The sequence below is a fragment of the Pseudoalteromonas marina genome (assembly GCF_000238335.3).
In the GTDB taxonomy this organism is placed as follows: domain Bacteria; phylum Pseudomonadota; class Gammaproteobacteria; order Enterobacterales; family Alteromonadaceae; genus Pseudoalteromonas; species Pseudoalteromonas marina.
In genome coordinates, this window is record NZ_AHCB03000012.1 from 184,429 (window position 1) to 200,498 (window position 16,070).

At 41.5% G+C, this 16,070-nt stretch carries 8 protein-coding genes and 3 rRNA genes; 6 read left to right on the forward strand and 5 right to left on the reverse strand.

Annotated elements, in window-relative coordinates; all coding sequences use genetic code 11:
* Position 1 precedes the first annotated feature (1 nt).
* The 4 genes from PMAN_RS16750 to ndk form a co-directional block, all read right to left on the reverse strand.
* Entirely contained in the window at positions 2 to 862 is an 861-nt protein-coding gene (locus PMAN_RS16750) for a RodZ domain-containing protein (protein ID WP_006793572.1), read from the reverse strand.
* Complete coding sequence (pilW, locus tag PMAN_RS16755; RefSeq protein ID WP_010556033.1) at positions 859 to 2,730, reverse strand: type IV pilus biogenesis/stability protein PilW; 1,872 nt, start codon at positions 2,728 to 2,730, stop codon at positions 859 to 861. Before pilW ends, PMAN_RS16750 begins: the two co-directional genes overlap by 4 nt.
* A 116-nt stretch (positions 2,731 to 2,846) precedes the next feature.
* A complete protein-coding gene (rlmN, locus tag PMAN_RS16760) occupies positions 2,847 to 3,980 on the reverse strand; it encodes a dual-specificity RNA methyltransferase RlmN (protein WP_006793574.1) in 1,134 nt (377 codons plus the stop codon).
* 183 nt (positions 3,981 to 4,163) lie between these two features.
* The gene (gene ndk / locus PMAN_RS16765; RefSeq protein ID WP_008111339.1) at positions 4,164 to 4,595 is read right to left on the reverse strand and encodes a nucleoside-diphosphate kinase; all 432 of its coding nucleotides are present in this window, start codon (positions 4,593 to 4,595) and stop codon (positions 4,164 to 4,166) included.
* A 227-nt stretch (positions 4,596 to 4,822) separates the two neighbouring features.
* Between ndk and trhP the strand changes: the two genes are divergently transcribed.
* The 6 genes from trhP to PMAN_RS16795 all read left to right on the forward strand — a co-directional run bounded on the left by trhP (position 4,823) and on the right by PMAN_RS16795 (position 14,052).
* A complete protein-coding gene (trhP, locus tag PMAN_RS16770; protein WP_010556032.1) occupies positions 4,823 to 6,211 on the forward strand; it encodes a prephenate-dependent tRNA uridine(34) hydroxylase TrhP in 1,389 nt (462 codons plus the stop codon).
* Between the two features lie 415 nt (positions 6,212 to 6,626).
* Entirely contained in the window at positions 6,627 to 6,872 is a 246-nt protein-coding gene (locus PMAN_RS16775; RefSeq protein WP_010556031.1) for a YfhL family 4Fe-4S dicluster ferredoxin, read from the forward strand.
* 676 nt (positions 6,873 to 7,548) lie between these two features.
* Positions 7,549 to 9,085 (forward strand): 16S ribosomal RNA (locus PMAN_RS16780).
* A gap of 296 nt (positions 9,086 to 9,381) precedes the next feature.
* Positions 9,382 to 12,267: ribosomal RNA gene (locus PMAN_RS16785) — 23S ribosomal RNA — on the forward strand.
* 201 nt (positions 12,268 to 12,468) lie between these two features.
* Positions 12,469 to 12,583: ribosomal RNA gene (rrf, locus tag PMAN_RS16790) — 5S ribosomal RNA — on the forward strand.
* Together the 16S, 23S and 5S rRNA genes form the textbook arrangement of a ribosomal RNA operon.
* A gap of 833 nt (positions 12,584 to 13,416) precedes the next feature.
* Positions 13,417 to 14,052, forward strand: coding sequence for a methyltransferase family protein (locus PMAN_RS16795; RefSeq protein ID WP_010556926.1), 636 nt, complete (start codon positions 13,417 to 13,419; stop codon positions 14,050 to 14,052).
* 7 nt (positions 14,053 to 14,059) lie between these two features.
* On the opposite strand, the gene PMAN_RS16800 is transcribed toward PMAN_RS16795, so the two are convergent.
* Complete coding sequence (locus PMAN_RS16800; RefSeq protein ID WP_010556925.1) at positions 14,060 to 16,069, reverse strand: putative bifunctional diguanylate cyclase/phosphodiesterase; 2,010 nt, start codon at positions 16,067 to 16,069, stop codon at positions 14,060 to 14,062.
* Position 16,070 lies beyond the last annotated feature (1 nt).

Below are 16,070 nucleotides of genomic sequence, written 5' to 3' on the forward strand. Positions count from 1 at the left end.
ACTACTCTGCTAATGGTAATGTAAATTTGGCTAAACGGTTCTTAGGAAAAGCCGAAATATCTATTGGCTCACCGTTTAAGGTAATGTTAACTACATTGTGCTTACCAAGCACAACAGCAAAAGGAGGTGTACCAGAAACAGTCATTCTGTAACCTGCTTTTTTAACGCCAAAGGCTATTTTTTCGCCTTCGCCGTCGTGAATTTCGACCCAGCTTTCGTCATTAAATAGCATTTCTATTGTGCTGATGTCGGCTTTATCGGTATCTGACTCTGAAGTTTGTTCGTTAACTGCTTGTGTTATTTCGTTATTTGTTAAATCTGTACTTTGCTCAATAGACTCTTGGCGTAACTCATCAACATCGTTTGCTGTTTTTTGCTGTTCAATATTAGTTGATTGAATGGCTTGGCGTTCACTCATTATGGTGTTGCCAATATTTATATTTGTAGTTTGTTCTTCAATTGGGGTGGCGTTTTGCCAAAACCATAAAGCAGACGAGCCAATAACAATGGCTATAATAATGTAAGTTACTAACATTAAACGGCTATCGCTTGCTTCTTTTTCTGTACGACGAGAAAAGCTTTGCATGTTAGCTGGTTTTGCTGGCTCAGGTGGTGCTGGCAACATGGCTAATATAGGTGCGCTATCTACTTTTAATTCACGGCAATAGTTCTTTATGTAGCCTTTAACAAAAGTAATAGGTCCTAACGCTTGAAAGTCGTCATTTTCAAGGTGTTTAATTTGAAACTCAGATAGCTTTAGTGGTTTAGCGATGGTTTCAATGCTTACCTTAGCTTGCTCTCTGTGTGCTTTTAAAATTTGGCCTACTGTAGGCTGTTCGCTTTGCGTATTTTCTTCATTCATAATAGGTATGAGTCTGGATCCACTAGTAAAAGTCTATGTCCTGGTTTTAGCTCTATATCAGGACTTAATTTATTCCATCGCATTAATTCATCAATTAATACTTGCTTCTGGGTAGCAATATCGTAAAGGGAGTCGCCAGATTTAATTTCGTAATAAATATTAGGATCGTTTAAGTAAATTTTGCTGCCATTCATTACCCGATCCGACTCTTTTAATCCATTCCATTGTAGGAGCTTTTGTAGTTTAACATTGTATCGCACCGAAATGCTAAATAGGTTTTCACCAAACTCAATGATATGAAAAGGCACTCGTAATGCAGCGACTTTAGGATTTAACATGGGTAACGCTGTTTGCTTATTTGATGATAAGTTTGTAAATGTAACGTCACTACCGTTTTGGTAACCACTCGTTTCAAAAATATCTTCATTTTTAGTGGCTTCGTAAAAAACAACATTTGAGTCGTTACTGGCAGCTGTCGTGTTCGTCGTGACTGCTGGCTGATTTATTTGAGGAGAATTAAAGTTAGCCGTTTTAGGCGCCCCAAAAGAAATAATTTTCACCTCTTCTTTTGGGGCTTCTGGTACTACTTTAGCTGTTACTGTTGAAGCTGCTGTGCTTGAATTAGTAGCTGGCTCTTCAACAACTGACTCAGGCATATTTGTTGTATTTGGTTGAGTTGTTAACGCAAGTAATACCGCAGACGTATCTGTTGATGGCCCTGAGGGTTTAATTTGTTTTGTTTCAGCTTGTACTGGCTGTTTTACAATTGTTGTTACAGGTGCTTTAGGTGTAACTTTTTTTGGAGTGACTTCTGGTGTTGTTTCAACTTCATTAACAGCTGTTTCTGCGCTTGTGTTCATATCATTTCTGGCTATGACCGGATTCGCATCTTGCGTGTTTTGTTCAGGCTTTGCTGGACTTATTTGCGCCGGTTGCTTAATAACCAGGCTTGTTGTGCTGTCTTGATTAGGTGCTTTTTTTCTAACTATTTTTATTTTTGGTTTTGCACTTATATATGTGCCGTCTGCATCAGCTTTTAACTCATTGAGTTTTGCCTTACGATATTTCTCGCGCAGCATTTCAAATTCGTTAAATCGTGTGCGTTGCTCTCTAATTGCGTATGCTTCTTTACTAGTAGAATAGGTTTGTAAAAGTGTGCTTGCTACTTTTTCGGCTTCTTCTATTCGACCCATGCGATTTTTAACTAAATAGCTAAGCATTAAAGCACGCGAGGATACTCGGCCTGTGTCGTCATGTTTTTTAAGAATGTCGTTCGCTTTGTATAAGTCACTTTTTGCATAAAACAGAGCCGCTAAGCTTATAAGAGTAGAGGTTCGTTGAGAGCTATGATTAAGCGCTTGCTTAAAGTAAGTTTCTGCGTTTTCAAAATCATCAAATTCAATGGCGCACAATGCTAGATTTTCGTAGCTCTCGGCAACACGAATATACGTTGGAATTTCAATGGCTTTTAAAAATTGATCAGTGGCGCGGTCGTATTCATCAATACCACATAAAAATACACCGTAGTTGTTGAGTGTATTAGGATCATCAGGCTTTATATCTAATGCTTTTTGGTAGGCTCTGTCGGCTAATGGGTTTTCACCTACTTGCTGGTAGTAATAGGCCATAGAGTAATGAACTTCAGGTAAATTGGGAGCGAATTCAGCAGCGCGTTCTAGGTTGTATTTTGCTTGTGAATTATTACCTGTTTTTAGGTACTGTAAGGCTAAAGCTATTCGAGTGCGTGCTGCCCCGGCGTTATTGATTTTATTTTTGACAACGGGCTTATTACTGCCGTTATAACTACTTTCGGTAACACAGCCACTTAAAGCCAGTGCCGATAGTGTTATAGCAAGTATAGATCGCATTACCTTATCTCTTTATTTTTGTCCATATTGCCTATATTACCTAAAAGCCCTCATGTTGCATCAATTATTTAATAATAAACGATTTAACAGGAGGGCTTTTAGTAATTTAACTAAATTTAGGCTTGCTGGATGTTAACTGAGATTTTGTTATCGTCACGCATTTTCTTTTTCGCCATACGTTTAGTGCGGTCAACTACATCGCCGGCTAATTGCCCACATGCTGCATCAATATCATCCCCGCGAGTACGACGCACAATACATGTAATGCCAGCAGCTTGTAAAACCTTAGAGAAACGGTCTATTCGGCTGTTGCTCGAGCGTGTGTATTCGTTGCCCGGAAATGGATTAAACGGAATAAGGTTTACCTTAGAAGGCGTGCCTTTTAACGTTTTAACTAATTCGTGAGCTTGGTCGGTGCTGTCGTTTACGCCGTTAAGCATTACGTATTCAATTGTTACGTCTTTATTGGCTTTAGAGCCATCAATGTAACGACGACATGCCGCTAAAAACTCTTCAATAGGGTACTTTTTATTAATAGGAACTAAAATATCACGCAGTGCGTTATCTGGCGCGTGAAGTGAAATAGCAAGCGCTACGTCAATCTTCTCTTTTAATAAATCAAGTGCCGGTACCACGCCCGATGTACTTAATGTTACGCGGCGCTTAGATAAACCAAAGCCCCAGTCGTCCATCATTAATTCCATAGCAGGTACTACGTTTTTAACGTTAAGCAATGGCTCGCCCATACCCATCATTACTACGTTAGTAACCGGGCGCTTTTCGCTGTTGCCATCAAGGCCAATATCTTTAGCTACACGCCATACTTGGCCAATAATTTCAGACACTTTTAAGTTACGGTTAAAGCCTTGTTGTGCGGTAGAGCAAAACGTACATTCTAAAGCACAGCCAACTTGTGAAGATACACATAACGTTGCACGTTCTTTTTCTGGGATCCACACGGCTTCAACTTCTTGGCCGCCTTCAAGGACTAATGCGTATTTGATTGTACCGTCGCTCGCTTGTTGGCGAACTGATATTTCAGGGGCTACAATTTCGCATTCAGCTTTCAGCTTTTCTTTAAGCTTTTTATTTACATTGCTCATTTCGTCGAAGTTATCTACGCCAAAATGATAAATCCATTTCATCACCTGATCGCCACGAAACGGCTTTTCACCGAACGATACAAATAGCTCACGCATTGCATCTCGGTTTAAATCTAATAAGTTAATCTTTTTTTGCGCAGTGGTCATGAAACAACCTTAATCAGTAACGGTGGTGATAAAATTTACAAGGGCGAATTGTACACAATTCACTCACTTTAATCATTAAGTAAAACATCAAATATGCCAGTGTAATACTTTAATTAATGACTAAAAAAGGGCTCGAAAGCCCTTTTCATACTTTGCATCACAGGGTTAACTGTGAAACTCAAATTAACGAGTACGTGGGCAAAGCTCTTCGTCAGCGAAGAAGTACGCGATTTCGCGAGCAGCAGATTCAACAGCGTCAGAACCGTGAACAGCGTTTTCGTCGATGCTGTCAGCGTAGTCTGCACGTAAAGTACCAGCTAGTGCTTCAGCAGGATTAGTAGCACCCATGATTTCACGGTTTTTAAGAACAGCGTTTTCGCCTTCAAGAACGGTAACCATTACTGGGCCAGAAGTCATGAAAGAAACTAAAGCGCCAAAGAAAGGACGTTCGCTGTGCTCAGCGTAGAAGCCTTCAGCTTTCTCTTGTGAAAGGTGAACCATTTTAGCTGCAACGATTTTAAGGCCAGCAGTTTCGAAACGGTTGTAGATAGCGCCGATGTGGTTTTTAGCTACTGCATCAGGTTTTACGATTGAGAAAGTACGCTCTAAAGCCATCTTTATGCTCCAATAATTTATAAGTAAAAGTGTGAATATTAACGGGCGCGAATTATACGCGCTTTAGCTGAAAAATCCTAATTTTATTAAAAACCAGTTCAATTACAATTTTATGATCTTGATCAAGGGGAAATTTTTAGTGCTATTTATACTGCCGCGCTTTGATTTTATATTTAAATTTATGACGCACACAATTGGCTTAATGCCCTTTGTTGTAGGGAGCGCAAATGTCACCTGTTTCTTCAAGCCCTTTTATACCTGAACTATTGTGCCCTGCAGGCAGTTTAAAAAATATGCGTTACGCCTTTGCATATGGGGCCGATGCCGTTTACGCCGGCCAGCCTCGCTACAGTTTACGTGTGCGTAATAATGAGTTTGACTTAGAGACCTTACAAATAGGTATTAATGAAGCTCACGCATTAAATAAAAAGTTTTATGTGGTATCAAATATTGCACCGCATAACGCTAAGGTTAAATCGTATTTACATGATATTGAGCCAGTAATAGCAATGGGGCCCGATGCACTGATTATGTCCGATCCGGGTTTAATTATGCTTGTTCGTGAAAAGTGGCCAGCCATGCCTATTCACCTATCGGTGCAAGCAAATGCCGTTAATTACGCTAGTGTGCGGTTTTGGGCAAAACAAGGTATTGAGCGTGTTATTTTATCTCGTGAGCTATCGCTTGAAGAAATAAAGGAAATACGTACACAGTGTCCAGACACCGAACTAGAAGTATTCGTGCATGGTGCATTATGTATGGCTTATTCTGGACGATGTTTACTCTCGGGTTATATAAATAAGCGCGATCCAAATCAAGGTACATGTACGAATGCATGCCGTTGGGAATACGATGTAAAACCTGGGGTTGAAAACGAGACGGGCGAAATGGTGCATAAGTTTGATCCGAAACAGGTAATTCCTACTCTTGGCGAAGGCGCACCAAGCAATGATGTATTTATGCTTGAAGAGCAAGGTCGCCCAGGTGAATACATGCCTGCGTTTGAGGATGAGCATGGCACTTATATTATGAATTCAAAAGATTTGCGTGCCGTGCAGTATGTTGAACAACTTACAAAAATGGGCGTACATAGCTTAAAAATAGAAGGGCGTACTAAATCGTTTTATTACGTTGCGCGCACCGCTCAGGTATACCGTAAAGCAATAAATGATGCGGTTGCGGGTAAACCATTCGATACTAACTTATTTAAGACGCTTGAGAACTTAGCACATAGAGGCTATACCGAAGGTTTTTTAAAGCGCCATGCTCACCAAGAATATCAAAACTACGAATACGGTCATTCGGTGTCTACTAAGCAGCAATTTGTGGGTGAAGTACTAGGGCGCTGCGAAAATGGACTAGTTGAAATCGACGTTAAAAATAAATTTTGTGTTGGGCATTCTTTAGAGCTGATGACACCGCAAGGAAACATTACGTTTGAGCTTGAATACATGCAAAACAAAAAGGGCGAAAGTATTAGCGATGCCAAAGGCTCAGGGTATATTGTAAAAGTTCAGTTAGATGAAGGTATTAATTTAGAGCACGCTATATTGATGCGTAATTTAGATGAGCACCAAGATACACGTAACCCCCATAAGCATGCAGTAGTAACTTAACGATTAAACTTAGTAATGAAGGTATCTGTATATCACTGTGAACTTTATTGCTTAAATAAAACGAAAAAGTTTATTCATAATAAAAGCTACTTATTAAAGAAATGAACTAATTTACATGCAGTCTGTTAAATCAAGACTCTTCTTTCTTAGTGTTTATATGAGTTATAACCAGTTTAACCAAAATGATAGTAAGTACAACTGCGGGGAATATCCATACATAATCAGCCATTGTTTTTAACTCCAAAACTTAATTAATGACATTAAGATTAATGTTTTCTTAGCGGTTTGCAATAAAAAGTTAATGGGTGCTCGGTGTATTTTCCAGAGATGAAAAGCGTTAAGTAACTTATAAACTATATAAAACAAGTGCGATTCAGTATTCGCACTTTATTCAAGGTCAACGAAGGAGGTAATAGTGGCACTACTAATAAATAATAAATGCATTAACTGTGATATGTGCGACCCAGAGTGCCCAAATGAAGCAATTTATATGGGCGCTAAAATTTATCAGATAGATTCTGAAAGGTGCACCGAGTGTATAGGGCATTATGAAAAGCCAACCTGTATAAGTGTATGTCCAATAGATTGCATTAAACCAGATCCAAATTGCCGAGAAACTATTGATGAGTTAGCTAATAAATATATACGTATTAATGGTTAGTAATAGTACCTAACAATTTCACTCATACAGTTATATATAAAGGCAGTTTGTGTGAGTGCTTAAGATGAATATTTATGAGGAAGCTCAAAGTTATTATTTTCGTAAAAGTGAAATTAGTTCAAAGTAAATAACCTCATCCTTTGTATAAACTGATTGAAAGGTCTTTTTATATGCAAATTATACCCCCTCAAACCGCGGTTTGTATGTATTTTGTACTAAAACCAAATTCTTTTGAATAAGCGTGAAATAAACGTTGACCATCATTCGAATATCCCTATAATGCGACCCCACTGAGACGGCAGAGCAGGCAACGCTTAGCGAGGCAAGCAAACCACTTAGTGAGTCGAGTAAAACTTGAGTTTAGATTTTTATAAAATTTAAAATTAAGTGTTGACAAAAGTACAGGAAAGCGTAAGATTCGCTTCCCTTGAGTCGCTAAGGCAACTCAAACGTTCTTTAACAATATAAAGCAATCATCTGTGTGGGCACTCGTACAGATTGAGTTCTAACAGCCAAGCTTAGTTCGCTAAGTGAGGCAAACAAATTAGAGTCTCAATTGAAACTGAGTGACCAACAGAATAATTATTTCGGTAGTTATTCAGCACAGTCAATTCAATATCGAAAGATATTAAATAAATTCAGAATTCATTGAGCTGTCGAAAGACACAAAACTTTTTAATTGAAGAGTTTGATCATGGCTCAGATTGAACGCTGGCGGCAGGCCTAACACATGCAAGTCGAGCGGTAACAGAAAGTAGCTTGCTACTTTGCTGACGAGCGGCGGACGGGTGAGTAATGCTTGGGAACATGCCTTGAGGTGGGGGACAACAGTTGGAAACGACTGCTAATACCGCATAATGTCTACGGACCAAAGGGGGCTTCGGCTCTCGCCTTTAGATTGGCCCAAGTGGGATTAGCTAGTTGGTGAGGTAATGGCTCACCAAGGCAACGATCCCTAGCTGGTTTGAGAGGATGATCAGCCACACTGGAACTGAGACACGGTCCAGACTCCTACGGGAGGCAGCAGTGGGGAATATTGCACAATGGGCGAAAGCCTGATGCAGCCATGCCGCGTGTGTGAAGAAGGCCTTCGGGTTGTAAAGCACTTTCAGTCAGGAGGAAAGGGTGTGAGTTAATACCTCATATCTGTGACGTTACTGACAGAAGAAGCACCGGCTAACTCCGTGCCAGCAGCCGCGGTAATACGGAGGGTGCGAGCGTTAATCGGAATTACTGGGCGTAAAGCGTACGCAGGCGGTTTGTTAAGCGAGATGTGAAAGCCCCGGGCTCAACCTGGGAACTGCATTTCGAACTGGCAAACTAGAGTGTGATAGAGGGTGGTAGAATTTCAGGTGTAGCGGTGAAATGCGTAGAGATCTGAAGGAATACCGATGGCGAAGGCAGCCACCTGGGTCAACACTGACGCTCATGTACGAAAGCGTGGGGAGCAAACGGGATTAGATACCCCGGTAGTCCACGCCGTAAACGATGTCTACTAGAAGCTCGGAACCTCGGTTCTGTTTTTCAAAGCTAACGCATTAAGTAGACCGCCTGGGGAGTACGGCCGCAAGGTTAAAACTCAAATGAATTGACGGGGGCCCGCACAAGCGGTGGAGCATGTGGTTTAATTCGATGCAACGCGAAGAACCTTACCTACACTTGACATACAGAGAACTTACCAGAGATGGTATTGGTGCCTTCGGGAACTCTGATACAGGTGCTGCATGGCTGTCGTCAGCTCGTGTTGTGAGATGTTGGGTTAAGTCCCGCAACGAGCGCAACCCCTATCCTTAGTTGCTAGCAGGTAATGCTGAGAACTCTAAGGAGACTGCCGGTGATAAACCGGAGGAAGGTGGGGACGACGTCAAGTCATCATGGCCCTTACGTGTAGGGCTACACACGTGCTACAATGGCGCATACAGAGTGCTGCGAACCTGCGAAGGTAAGCGAATCACTTAAAGTGCGTCGTAGTCCGGATTGGAGTCTGCAACTCGACTCCATGAAGTCGGAATCGCTAGTAATCGCGTATCAGAATGACGCGGTGAATACGTTCCCGGGCCTTGTACACACCGCCCGTCACACCATGGGAGTGGGTTGCTCCAGAAGTAGATAGTCTAACCCTCGGGAGGACGTTTACCACGGAGTGATTCATGACTGGGGTGAAGTCGTAACAAGGTAGCCCTAGGGGAACCTGGGGCTGGATCACCTCCTTATACGATTTAGAACTTATTTGTTCGTAGTGTCCACACAGATGATTGTTAATTAGTTAAGCCACTGGCTTAGTTAATTAATATGCTCTTTAAAAATTTGGAAAAGCTGATAATAAAATTCGTATGAATAACAATGTTATTTGTACAGAGTTTTCAAAAGTAAAAAAGAATGATAGCAGTATCATTCAGTGCCATTTAATCACTCTTATGAGTTGATTGATTGGTATCTACTTTAGTATTCAATATTAACTTCTGGCGAAGTTAAACTGTCACAAAACAAAGACCCGTTTGGGTTGTATGGTTAAGTGACTAAGCGTACACGGTGGATGCCTTGGCAGTTGGAGGCGATGAAGGACGTATTAACTTGCGATAAGCCTAGTCAAGCTAGTAAAAAGCACTTGAGACTAGGATTTCCGAATGGGGAAACCCACCTGCTTGCAGGTATCGTTAACTGAATACATAGGTTAACGAGGCGAACGCGGAGAACTGAAACATCTAAGTACCCGTAGGAAAAGAAATCAACCGAGATTCCGAAAGTAGCGGCGAGCGAAATCGGAACAGCCCTTAAGCTTATTATGTGTTAATGGAAGGCTCTGGAAAGTGCCACGATACAGGGTGATAGTCCCGTACATGAAAAGACATTTTAAGTGAAATCGAGTAGGTCGGAGCACGTGAAACTTTGACTGAATATAGGTGGACCATCATCTAAGGCTAAATACTCCCAACTGACCGATAGTGAACCAGTACCGTGAGGGAAAGGCGAAAAGAACCCCTGTGAGGGGAGTGAAATAGAACCTGAAACCGTGTACGTACAAGCAGTAGGAGCAGACTTGTTCTGTGACTGCGTACCTTTTGTATAATGGGTCAGCGACTTATATTTTGTAGCGAGGTTAACCGATTAGGGTAGCCGTAGGGAAACCGAGTCTTAACTGGGCGAATAGTTGCAAGGTATAGACCCGAAACCCGGTGATCTAGCCATGGGCAGGTTGAAGGTTGAGTAACATCAACTGGAGGACCGAACCCACTAACGTTGAAAAGTTAGGGGATGACCTGTGGCTAGGAGTGAAAGGCTAATCAAACCGGGAGATAGCTGGTTCTCCCCGAAATCTATTTAGGTAGAGCCTCGGACGAATACTTACGGGGGTAGAGCACTGTTAAGGCTAGGGGGTCATCCCGACTTACCAACCCTTTGCAAACTCCGAATACCGTAAAGTAATATCCGGGAGACACACGGCGGGTGCTAACGTCCGTCGTGAAGAGGGAAACAACCCAGACCGCCAGCTAAGGTCCCAAAGTCATAGTTAAGTGGGAAACGATGTGGAAAGGCCCAGACAGCCAGGAGGTTGGCTTAGAAGCAGCCATCCTTTAAAGAAAGCGTAATAGCTCACTGGTCGAGTCGGTCTGCGCGGAAGATGTAACGGGGCTAAACTATGCACCGAAGCTGCGGATTCATACTTTGTATGAGTGGTAGGGGAGCGTTCTGTAAGCGGTTGAAGGTGTACCGGGAGGTATGCTGGACGTATCAGAAGTGCGAATGCTGACATGAGTAACGATAATGCGGGTGAAAAACCCGCACGCCGGAAGACCAAGGGTTCCTATCCCATGTTAATCAGGGTAGGGTAAGTCGACCCCTAAGGCGAGGCCGAAAGGCGTAGTCGATGGGAAACGGATTAATATTTCCGTACTTGGTATAATTGCGATGGGGGGACGGAGAAGGCTAAGCAAGCATGGCGATGGTTGTCCATGTGAAAGTGAGTAGGGCGTTTGTTTAGGTAAATCCGGACGAACATTAAACCTGAGACACGAGACGAGCTACTACGGTAGTGAAGTTGCTGATGCCATACTTCCAGGAAAAGCCTCTAAGCTTCAGATTATACCGAATCGTACCCCAAACCGACACAGGTGGTCAGGTAGAGAATACTAAGGCGCTTGAGAGAACTCGGGTGAAGGAACTAGGCAAAATCGTACCGTAACTTCGGGAGAAGGTACGCTCCTATCTGTGATGAGACTTGCTCTCTAAGCGGACGGGAGCCGCAGTGACCAGGTGGCTGGGACTGTTTATTAAAAACACAGCACTGTGCAAAATCGCAAGATGACGTATACGGTGTGACACCTGCCCGGTGCCGGAAGGTTAATTGAGGGGTTATCTTCGGAGAAGCTCTTGATCGAAGCCCCGGTAAACGGCGGCCGTAACTATAACGGTCCTAAGGTAGCGAAATTCCTTGTCGGGTAAGTTCCGACCTGCACGAATGGTGTAACCATGGCCACGCTGTCTCCACCCGAGACTCAGTGAAATTGAAATCGCAGTGAAGATGCTGTGTACCCGCGGCTAGACGGAAAGACCCCGTGAACCTTTACTACAGCTTGGCACTGAACATTGAACCTACATGTGTAGGATAGGTGGGAGACTTTGAAGATGAGACGCTAGTCTTGTTGGAGTCGTCCTTGAAATACCACCCTTGTAGTTTTGATGTTCTAACGTTGGCCCCTGAATCGGGGTTACGGACAGTGCCTGGTGGGTAGTTTGACTGGGGCGGTCTCCTCCCAAAGAGTAACGGAGGAGCACGAAGGTTGGCTAAGTACGGTCGGACATCGTACGGTTAGTGTAATGGTAGAAGCCAGCTTAACTGCGAGACAGACACGTCGAGCAGGTACGAAAGTAGGTCATAGTGATCCGGTGGTTCTGAATGGAAGGGCCATCGCTCAACGGATAAAAGGTACTCCGGGGATAACAGGCTGATACCGCCCAAGAGTTCATATCGACGGCGGTGTTTGGCACCTCGATGTCGGCTCATCACATCCTGGGGCTGAAGTCGGTCCCAAGGGTATGGCTGTTCGCCATTTAAAGTGGTACGCGAGCTGGGTTTAGAACGTCGTGAGACAGTTCGGTCCCTATCTGCCGTGGGCGTTTGAGAATTGAGAGGGGTTGCTCCTAGTACGAGAGGACCGGAGTGAACGAACCGCTGGTGTTCGGGTTGTCATGCCAATGGCATTGCCCGGTAGCTACGTTCGGAACTGATAAGCGCTGAAAGCATCTAAGCGCGAAGCAGGCCTCGAGATGAGTTCTCACTAGACTTTTAAAGTCTCTGAAGGGCCGTTGAAGACTACAACGTTGATAGGCAAGATGTGGAAGTGGTGTGAGCCATTAAGCTAACTTGTACTAATTACCCGTGAGGCTTAACCATACAACGCCAAACGCGTTTTGTGTGACAGTTAAGACAGAAGTTAATAACTAAAGTAGATATTACGACAGACTTAAAAAATATTATCAGATATTTTCCAAATTTATGAGGTGACTCTTAGCGCGTAGCGTTAACATTGAGGCACCTTGCGCAAAGAAAATGGGAGCACTACGTGCTTGTCATTAATTCTTTGCACCATATTTGCTTGGTGACAATAGCGTTTTGGACCCACCTGATTCCATGCCGAACTCAGTAGTGAAACGAAACAGCGCCGATGATAGTGTAGCATTTGCTATGTGAAAGTAGGACATTACCAGGCTTCAAATTGTAGAAAGCCGCTTCAGAAATGAAGCGGCTTTTTTACGTCTGCAGAAAAGTAATATTCAACATTTTCTTCTCTAAAGCGTAGCGTCTCCTAAGCGAAGCGCCTCTTTGTTAAGAGTGTTTTGGCTATTAAATACACTGACCTATGGTAGGTAACATTTCACTGTGACTCTCCACCGCTGTGGACACCAAGACATTACGCAGGCCGCAGGCTTCAAATACAATAAAGCTCAATTCGCTAAATTTTTTTATGTTTATAGAAAAGTAATATTCAGTATTTCCTTTTCTAAAGCGAAGCGTCTCCTGAGCGAAGCGCCTCTTTGTGGGCAGTGTTTTGGTTATTCAATACACTGACCTATGATAGGTAACATTTGCTATGTGACTCTCTACCGCTGTGGGCACCACGACATTACGCAGGCTTAAAATTGTAGAGAGCCCGACTAGCGATAGTCGTTTTTTCCGTCTGGGGTTTAGTAAATAGTCAAAACCCTATGCCGAACTCAGTAGCGGCTGCTGATGCATATCCTGTGCTCAACGGTATTTTAATTCCCATACATTATGCATAACAACGTCAAAGCGAGATCCGCACAAGTCAGCCTTTACATAATAATAATTTCTATTTCATGGTGACTTTTACAGATTTACTTCTCTATGTATTGATTTAAGATTTATAACAATATAAAAAATACTAGCGATTTAAATAAGCGTATTGGCTAATACTTTTATAGAGATAAGTTATTATTGGTTTTGTTTAACTTTACTTGTTAAAAGTCCTTATGGGCTTTATGCTCTCCTTTTGTTAACGCTTTTACTCATTCAGGGTCCTCTATGTCTTTCCCCTTATTTATTGATGACTCACCTTCTTTAATAGAGTTTACTCGTATCTACCTTGCTTTGTTTTATACATTTGTAGCAGGCTTTTATACCTATAGAATTATTTATATGTCACGTACTGAGAAAGAAAACATTGTTTTTCCTGGAGTTAAGTATTGTGCAAGTTGGTGGAACCATACTGCGTTTAAGTTCTTTAGAGCCTTGATATGGTTTGTATGTGTATTGCGAGTGTTTGTTCCTTCGCTTGATAATTACCTAGGGCTTTTTACTGGTTTGAATGATTGGCCCGGTGTTATGTTTGGCAATGTGCTTTTGACAGCAGGTTTTGCTTTATCGATGCTTGTTCATTTTAATATGGCCTCATTGTGGCGTTCAGGGATTGATCCAAACGGTCCGCGTGAATTAAAGACAAAAGGGTTATATCAATTTTCTAGAAACCCTATGTATTTGGGGGTGATAGCCGCTCAAATTGGATTTTTCTTAGCGTTGCCAAGCTTATTTAGTTTAATATGCTTAGTCGTTGGGGTCGCAGCTATATACAGGCAAACTCTGGTAGAGGAAAAACATTTAACCGAGAGCTTTACAGTTGAATATAAACAATATTCACAGGTAGTGCCTCGCTGGTTTTAATTGTGCGTTATTCTTCAATGAATTCGCTGACAAACACCTTTTTTGAAACTGGTTTAGAAAAGTAATAGCCTTGAATATAATCACATTGCATCTGTTTTAGTAACATGTACTGCTCTTGTTTTTCTACTCCCTCAGCAACTACTTCTACATTTAAGTTATGGGCCATTGTGATAATAGCCCTTACTAGTGCAATGCTATTATCATTTTTTTCTATATCCTTTATAAATGAACGATCTATTTTAAGGATGTCGATATCTAATCGCTGTAAGTATGCCAGTGATGAGTAACCCACGCCAAAATCATCAATAGCAACATCTATTTGAAACTCACTTAGGCGCTTGAGCTGTCGTTTTATTTCTGAATCAGTTCCCATTAGGGTGTTCTCTGTTACTTCTATTAAGACAGAGTGTCCGGGTAAATTGAATTTTTGGCTCGCTTGTATCCATTGCTCAACCCACTCACCAGAGCGATCAATTTCCAGTGGTGAGGTATTAATACTAACTTGTATAAGGCGTTTAGATATTTTATTGAATAAAGTGCAGTCTTGTATTGCTTGCGATTTCACCCAGCGGCCTATGTCGCTTATTAAGCCATTTTTCTCTGCAATAGGGATAAATTCATTGGGCCCTATTAATCCTTTTTGTGGATGATTCCAGCGGATCAATGCTTCGGCTTTAGTAATGCTCTTACCGTCAACAGAAAAAATAGGTTGATAGTACAACTCAAACTGACTTTCTTTTAAACCAAGTTTTATTTCTTCTATGAGTTTTCTTTTCTCAGTGGCTTTTTCTTCAATTGAGTAAGAGAAAAATTCGTACCTATTTCTACCTTTCTTTTTAGACAAATACATTGCTTGGTCTGCACGTTTTACAAGCTTTTCTACTGTACTACCATGCTCAGGATAAAGAGTAATCCCAATACTTGCGGTAACACATACAGTTTCTTCTTTTAATTGTATAGGTGTTAATAATGCTTGTTTGATTTTATCAGCAGCTTTAACAGCGAATGTTTGGTTAGCGTCTTTTAAAATTAATGTAAATTCGTCTCCGCCTAATCTTGCAATTATATCCTCATCTTCTATGCATGCTTTGAGTCTATTGGCTACATGATGTAACAGTAAATCTCCGTAGTCATGGCCTAGGCTATCATTAACGTCTTTAAAGCCATCAAGATCTAAAAATATCAATGCAAAGCTTGTATTGTCATTACTGATAAGCGTTTGTATTTCTTCGTAGAAAAAACGACGATTAGGTAAGTCGGTTAAACCATCTTGGTATGCGTAGCGGTGAAGTTCGCTGTTAGCATTTTCAAGCTCTTGGGTACGTGTTTTAACTTGATTTTCTAAAGCGTGTTCACGTTGCTCTATTGTATAGAGCATATCGTTAAAACATACGGTTAATTCGCCAACCTCATCATTAGAGAGTTGCTCGGCACGTAAACTATAGTCATTTGATTTAGTGATGTCGTTAGCTGTTTGAGCTAAATATAAAATGGGGCTTAAAAAACGACGCCTCAGTAACAATGAAATAATTAGGCTGACAGCAAAGGATAGTAGCGTGAGACTAATTATAAACTTTACATAAAAATCTATTCGATTATTGATATAGCTATTGTTAGCGTAGATTACTAATTCGCCAACGTTGTTAGCATCTATAGTCAGTTGTTTTTTTACTTCAACAGCATGCTCAACATTATCGGATAACATGTGCGAATTAGTTTTTGCGACAATATCTCCAGTTCGATTAGTAACAATAGCAGAGATTACATCTGTACGAGTAAGAATAGGCTTTATTAGTTCTTGAATTGCTTCTAAATCTTCAAAGATAAGTGCGGTGGCTATATTTGGCGACATCATGTTTGATAGAGAGTTTAGACTTTCTATTTGTTCGCCTTTTGCACTGCTTAATTCGTATGTACCAAATGCTACAGTTACAATACTACTTGATATAAATGCTACGCTCATCAGTATAAAAAGCAGCTTTTTACTAATAGTGTCTAAGGTGAATAGTCTTTTCATT

What these genes read in the sequence shown, in the direction of transcription:
- PMAN_RS16750 (WP_006793572.1), bottom strand. Translation starts at nt 862, where the DNA reads ATGAATGAAGAAAATACGCAAAGCGAACAGCCTACAGTAGGCCAAATT.
- pilW (WP_010556033.1), bottom strand. Translation starts at nt 2,730, where the DNA reads ATGCGATCTATACTTGCTATAACACTATCGGCACTGGCTTTAAGTGGC.
- rlmN (WP_006793574.1), bottom strand. Translation starts at nt 3,980, where the DNA reads ATGACCACTGCGCAAAAAAAGATTAACTTATTAGATTTAAACCGAGAT.
- ndk (WP_008111339.1), bottom strand. Translation starts at nt 4,595, where the DNA reads ATGGCTTTAGAGCGTACTTTCTCAATCGTAAAACCTGATGCAGTAGCT.
- trhP (WP_010556032.1), top strand. Translation starts at nt 4,823, where the DNA reads ATGTCACCTGTTTCTTCAAGCCCTTTTATACCTGAACTATTGTGCCCT.
- PMAN_RS16795 (WP_010556926.1), top strand. Translation starts at nt 13,417, where the DNA reads ATGTCTTTCCCCTTATTTATTGATGACTCACCTTCTTTAATAGAGTTT.
- PMAN_RS16800 (WP_010556925.1), bottom strand. Translation starts at nt 16,069, where the DNA reads ATGAAAAGACTATTCACCTTAGACACTATTAGTAAAAAGCTGCTTTTT.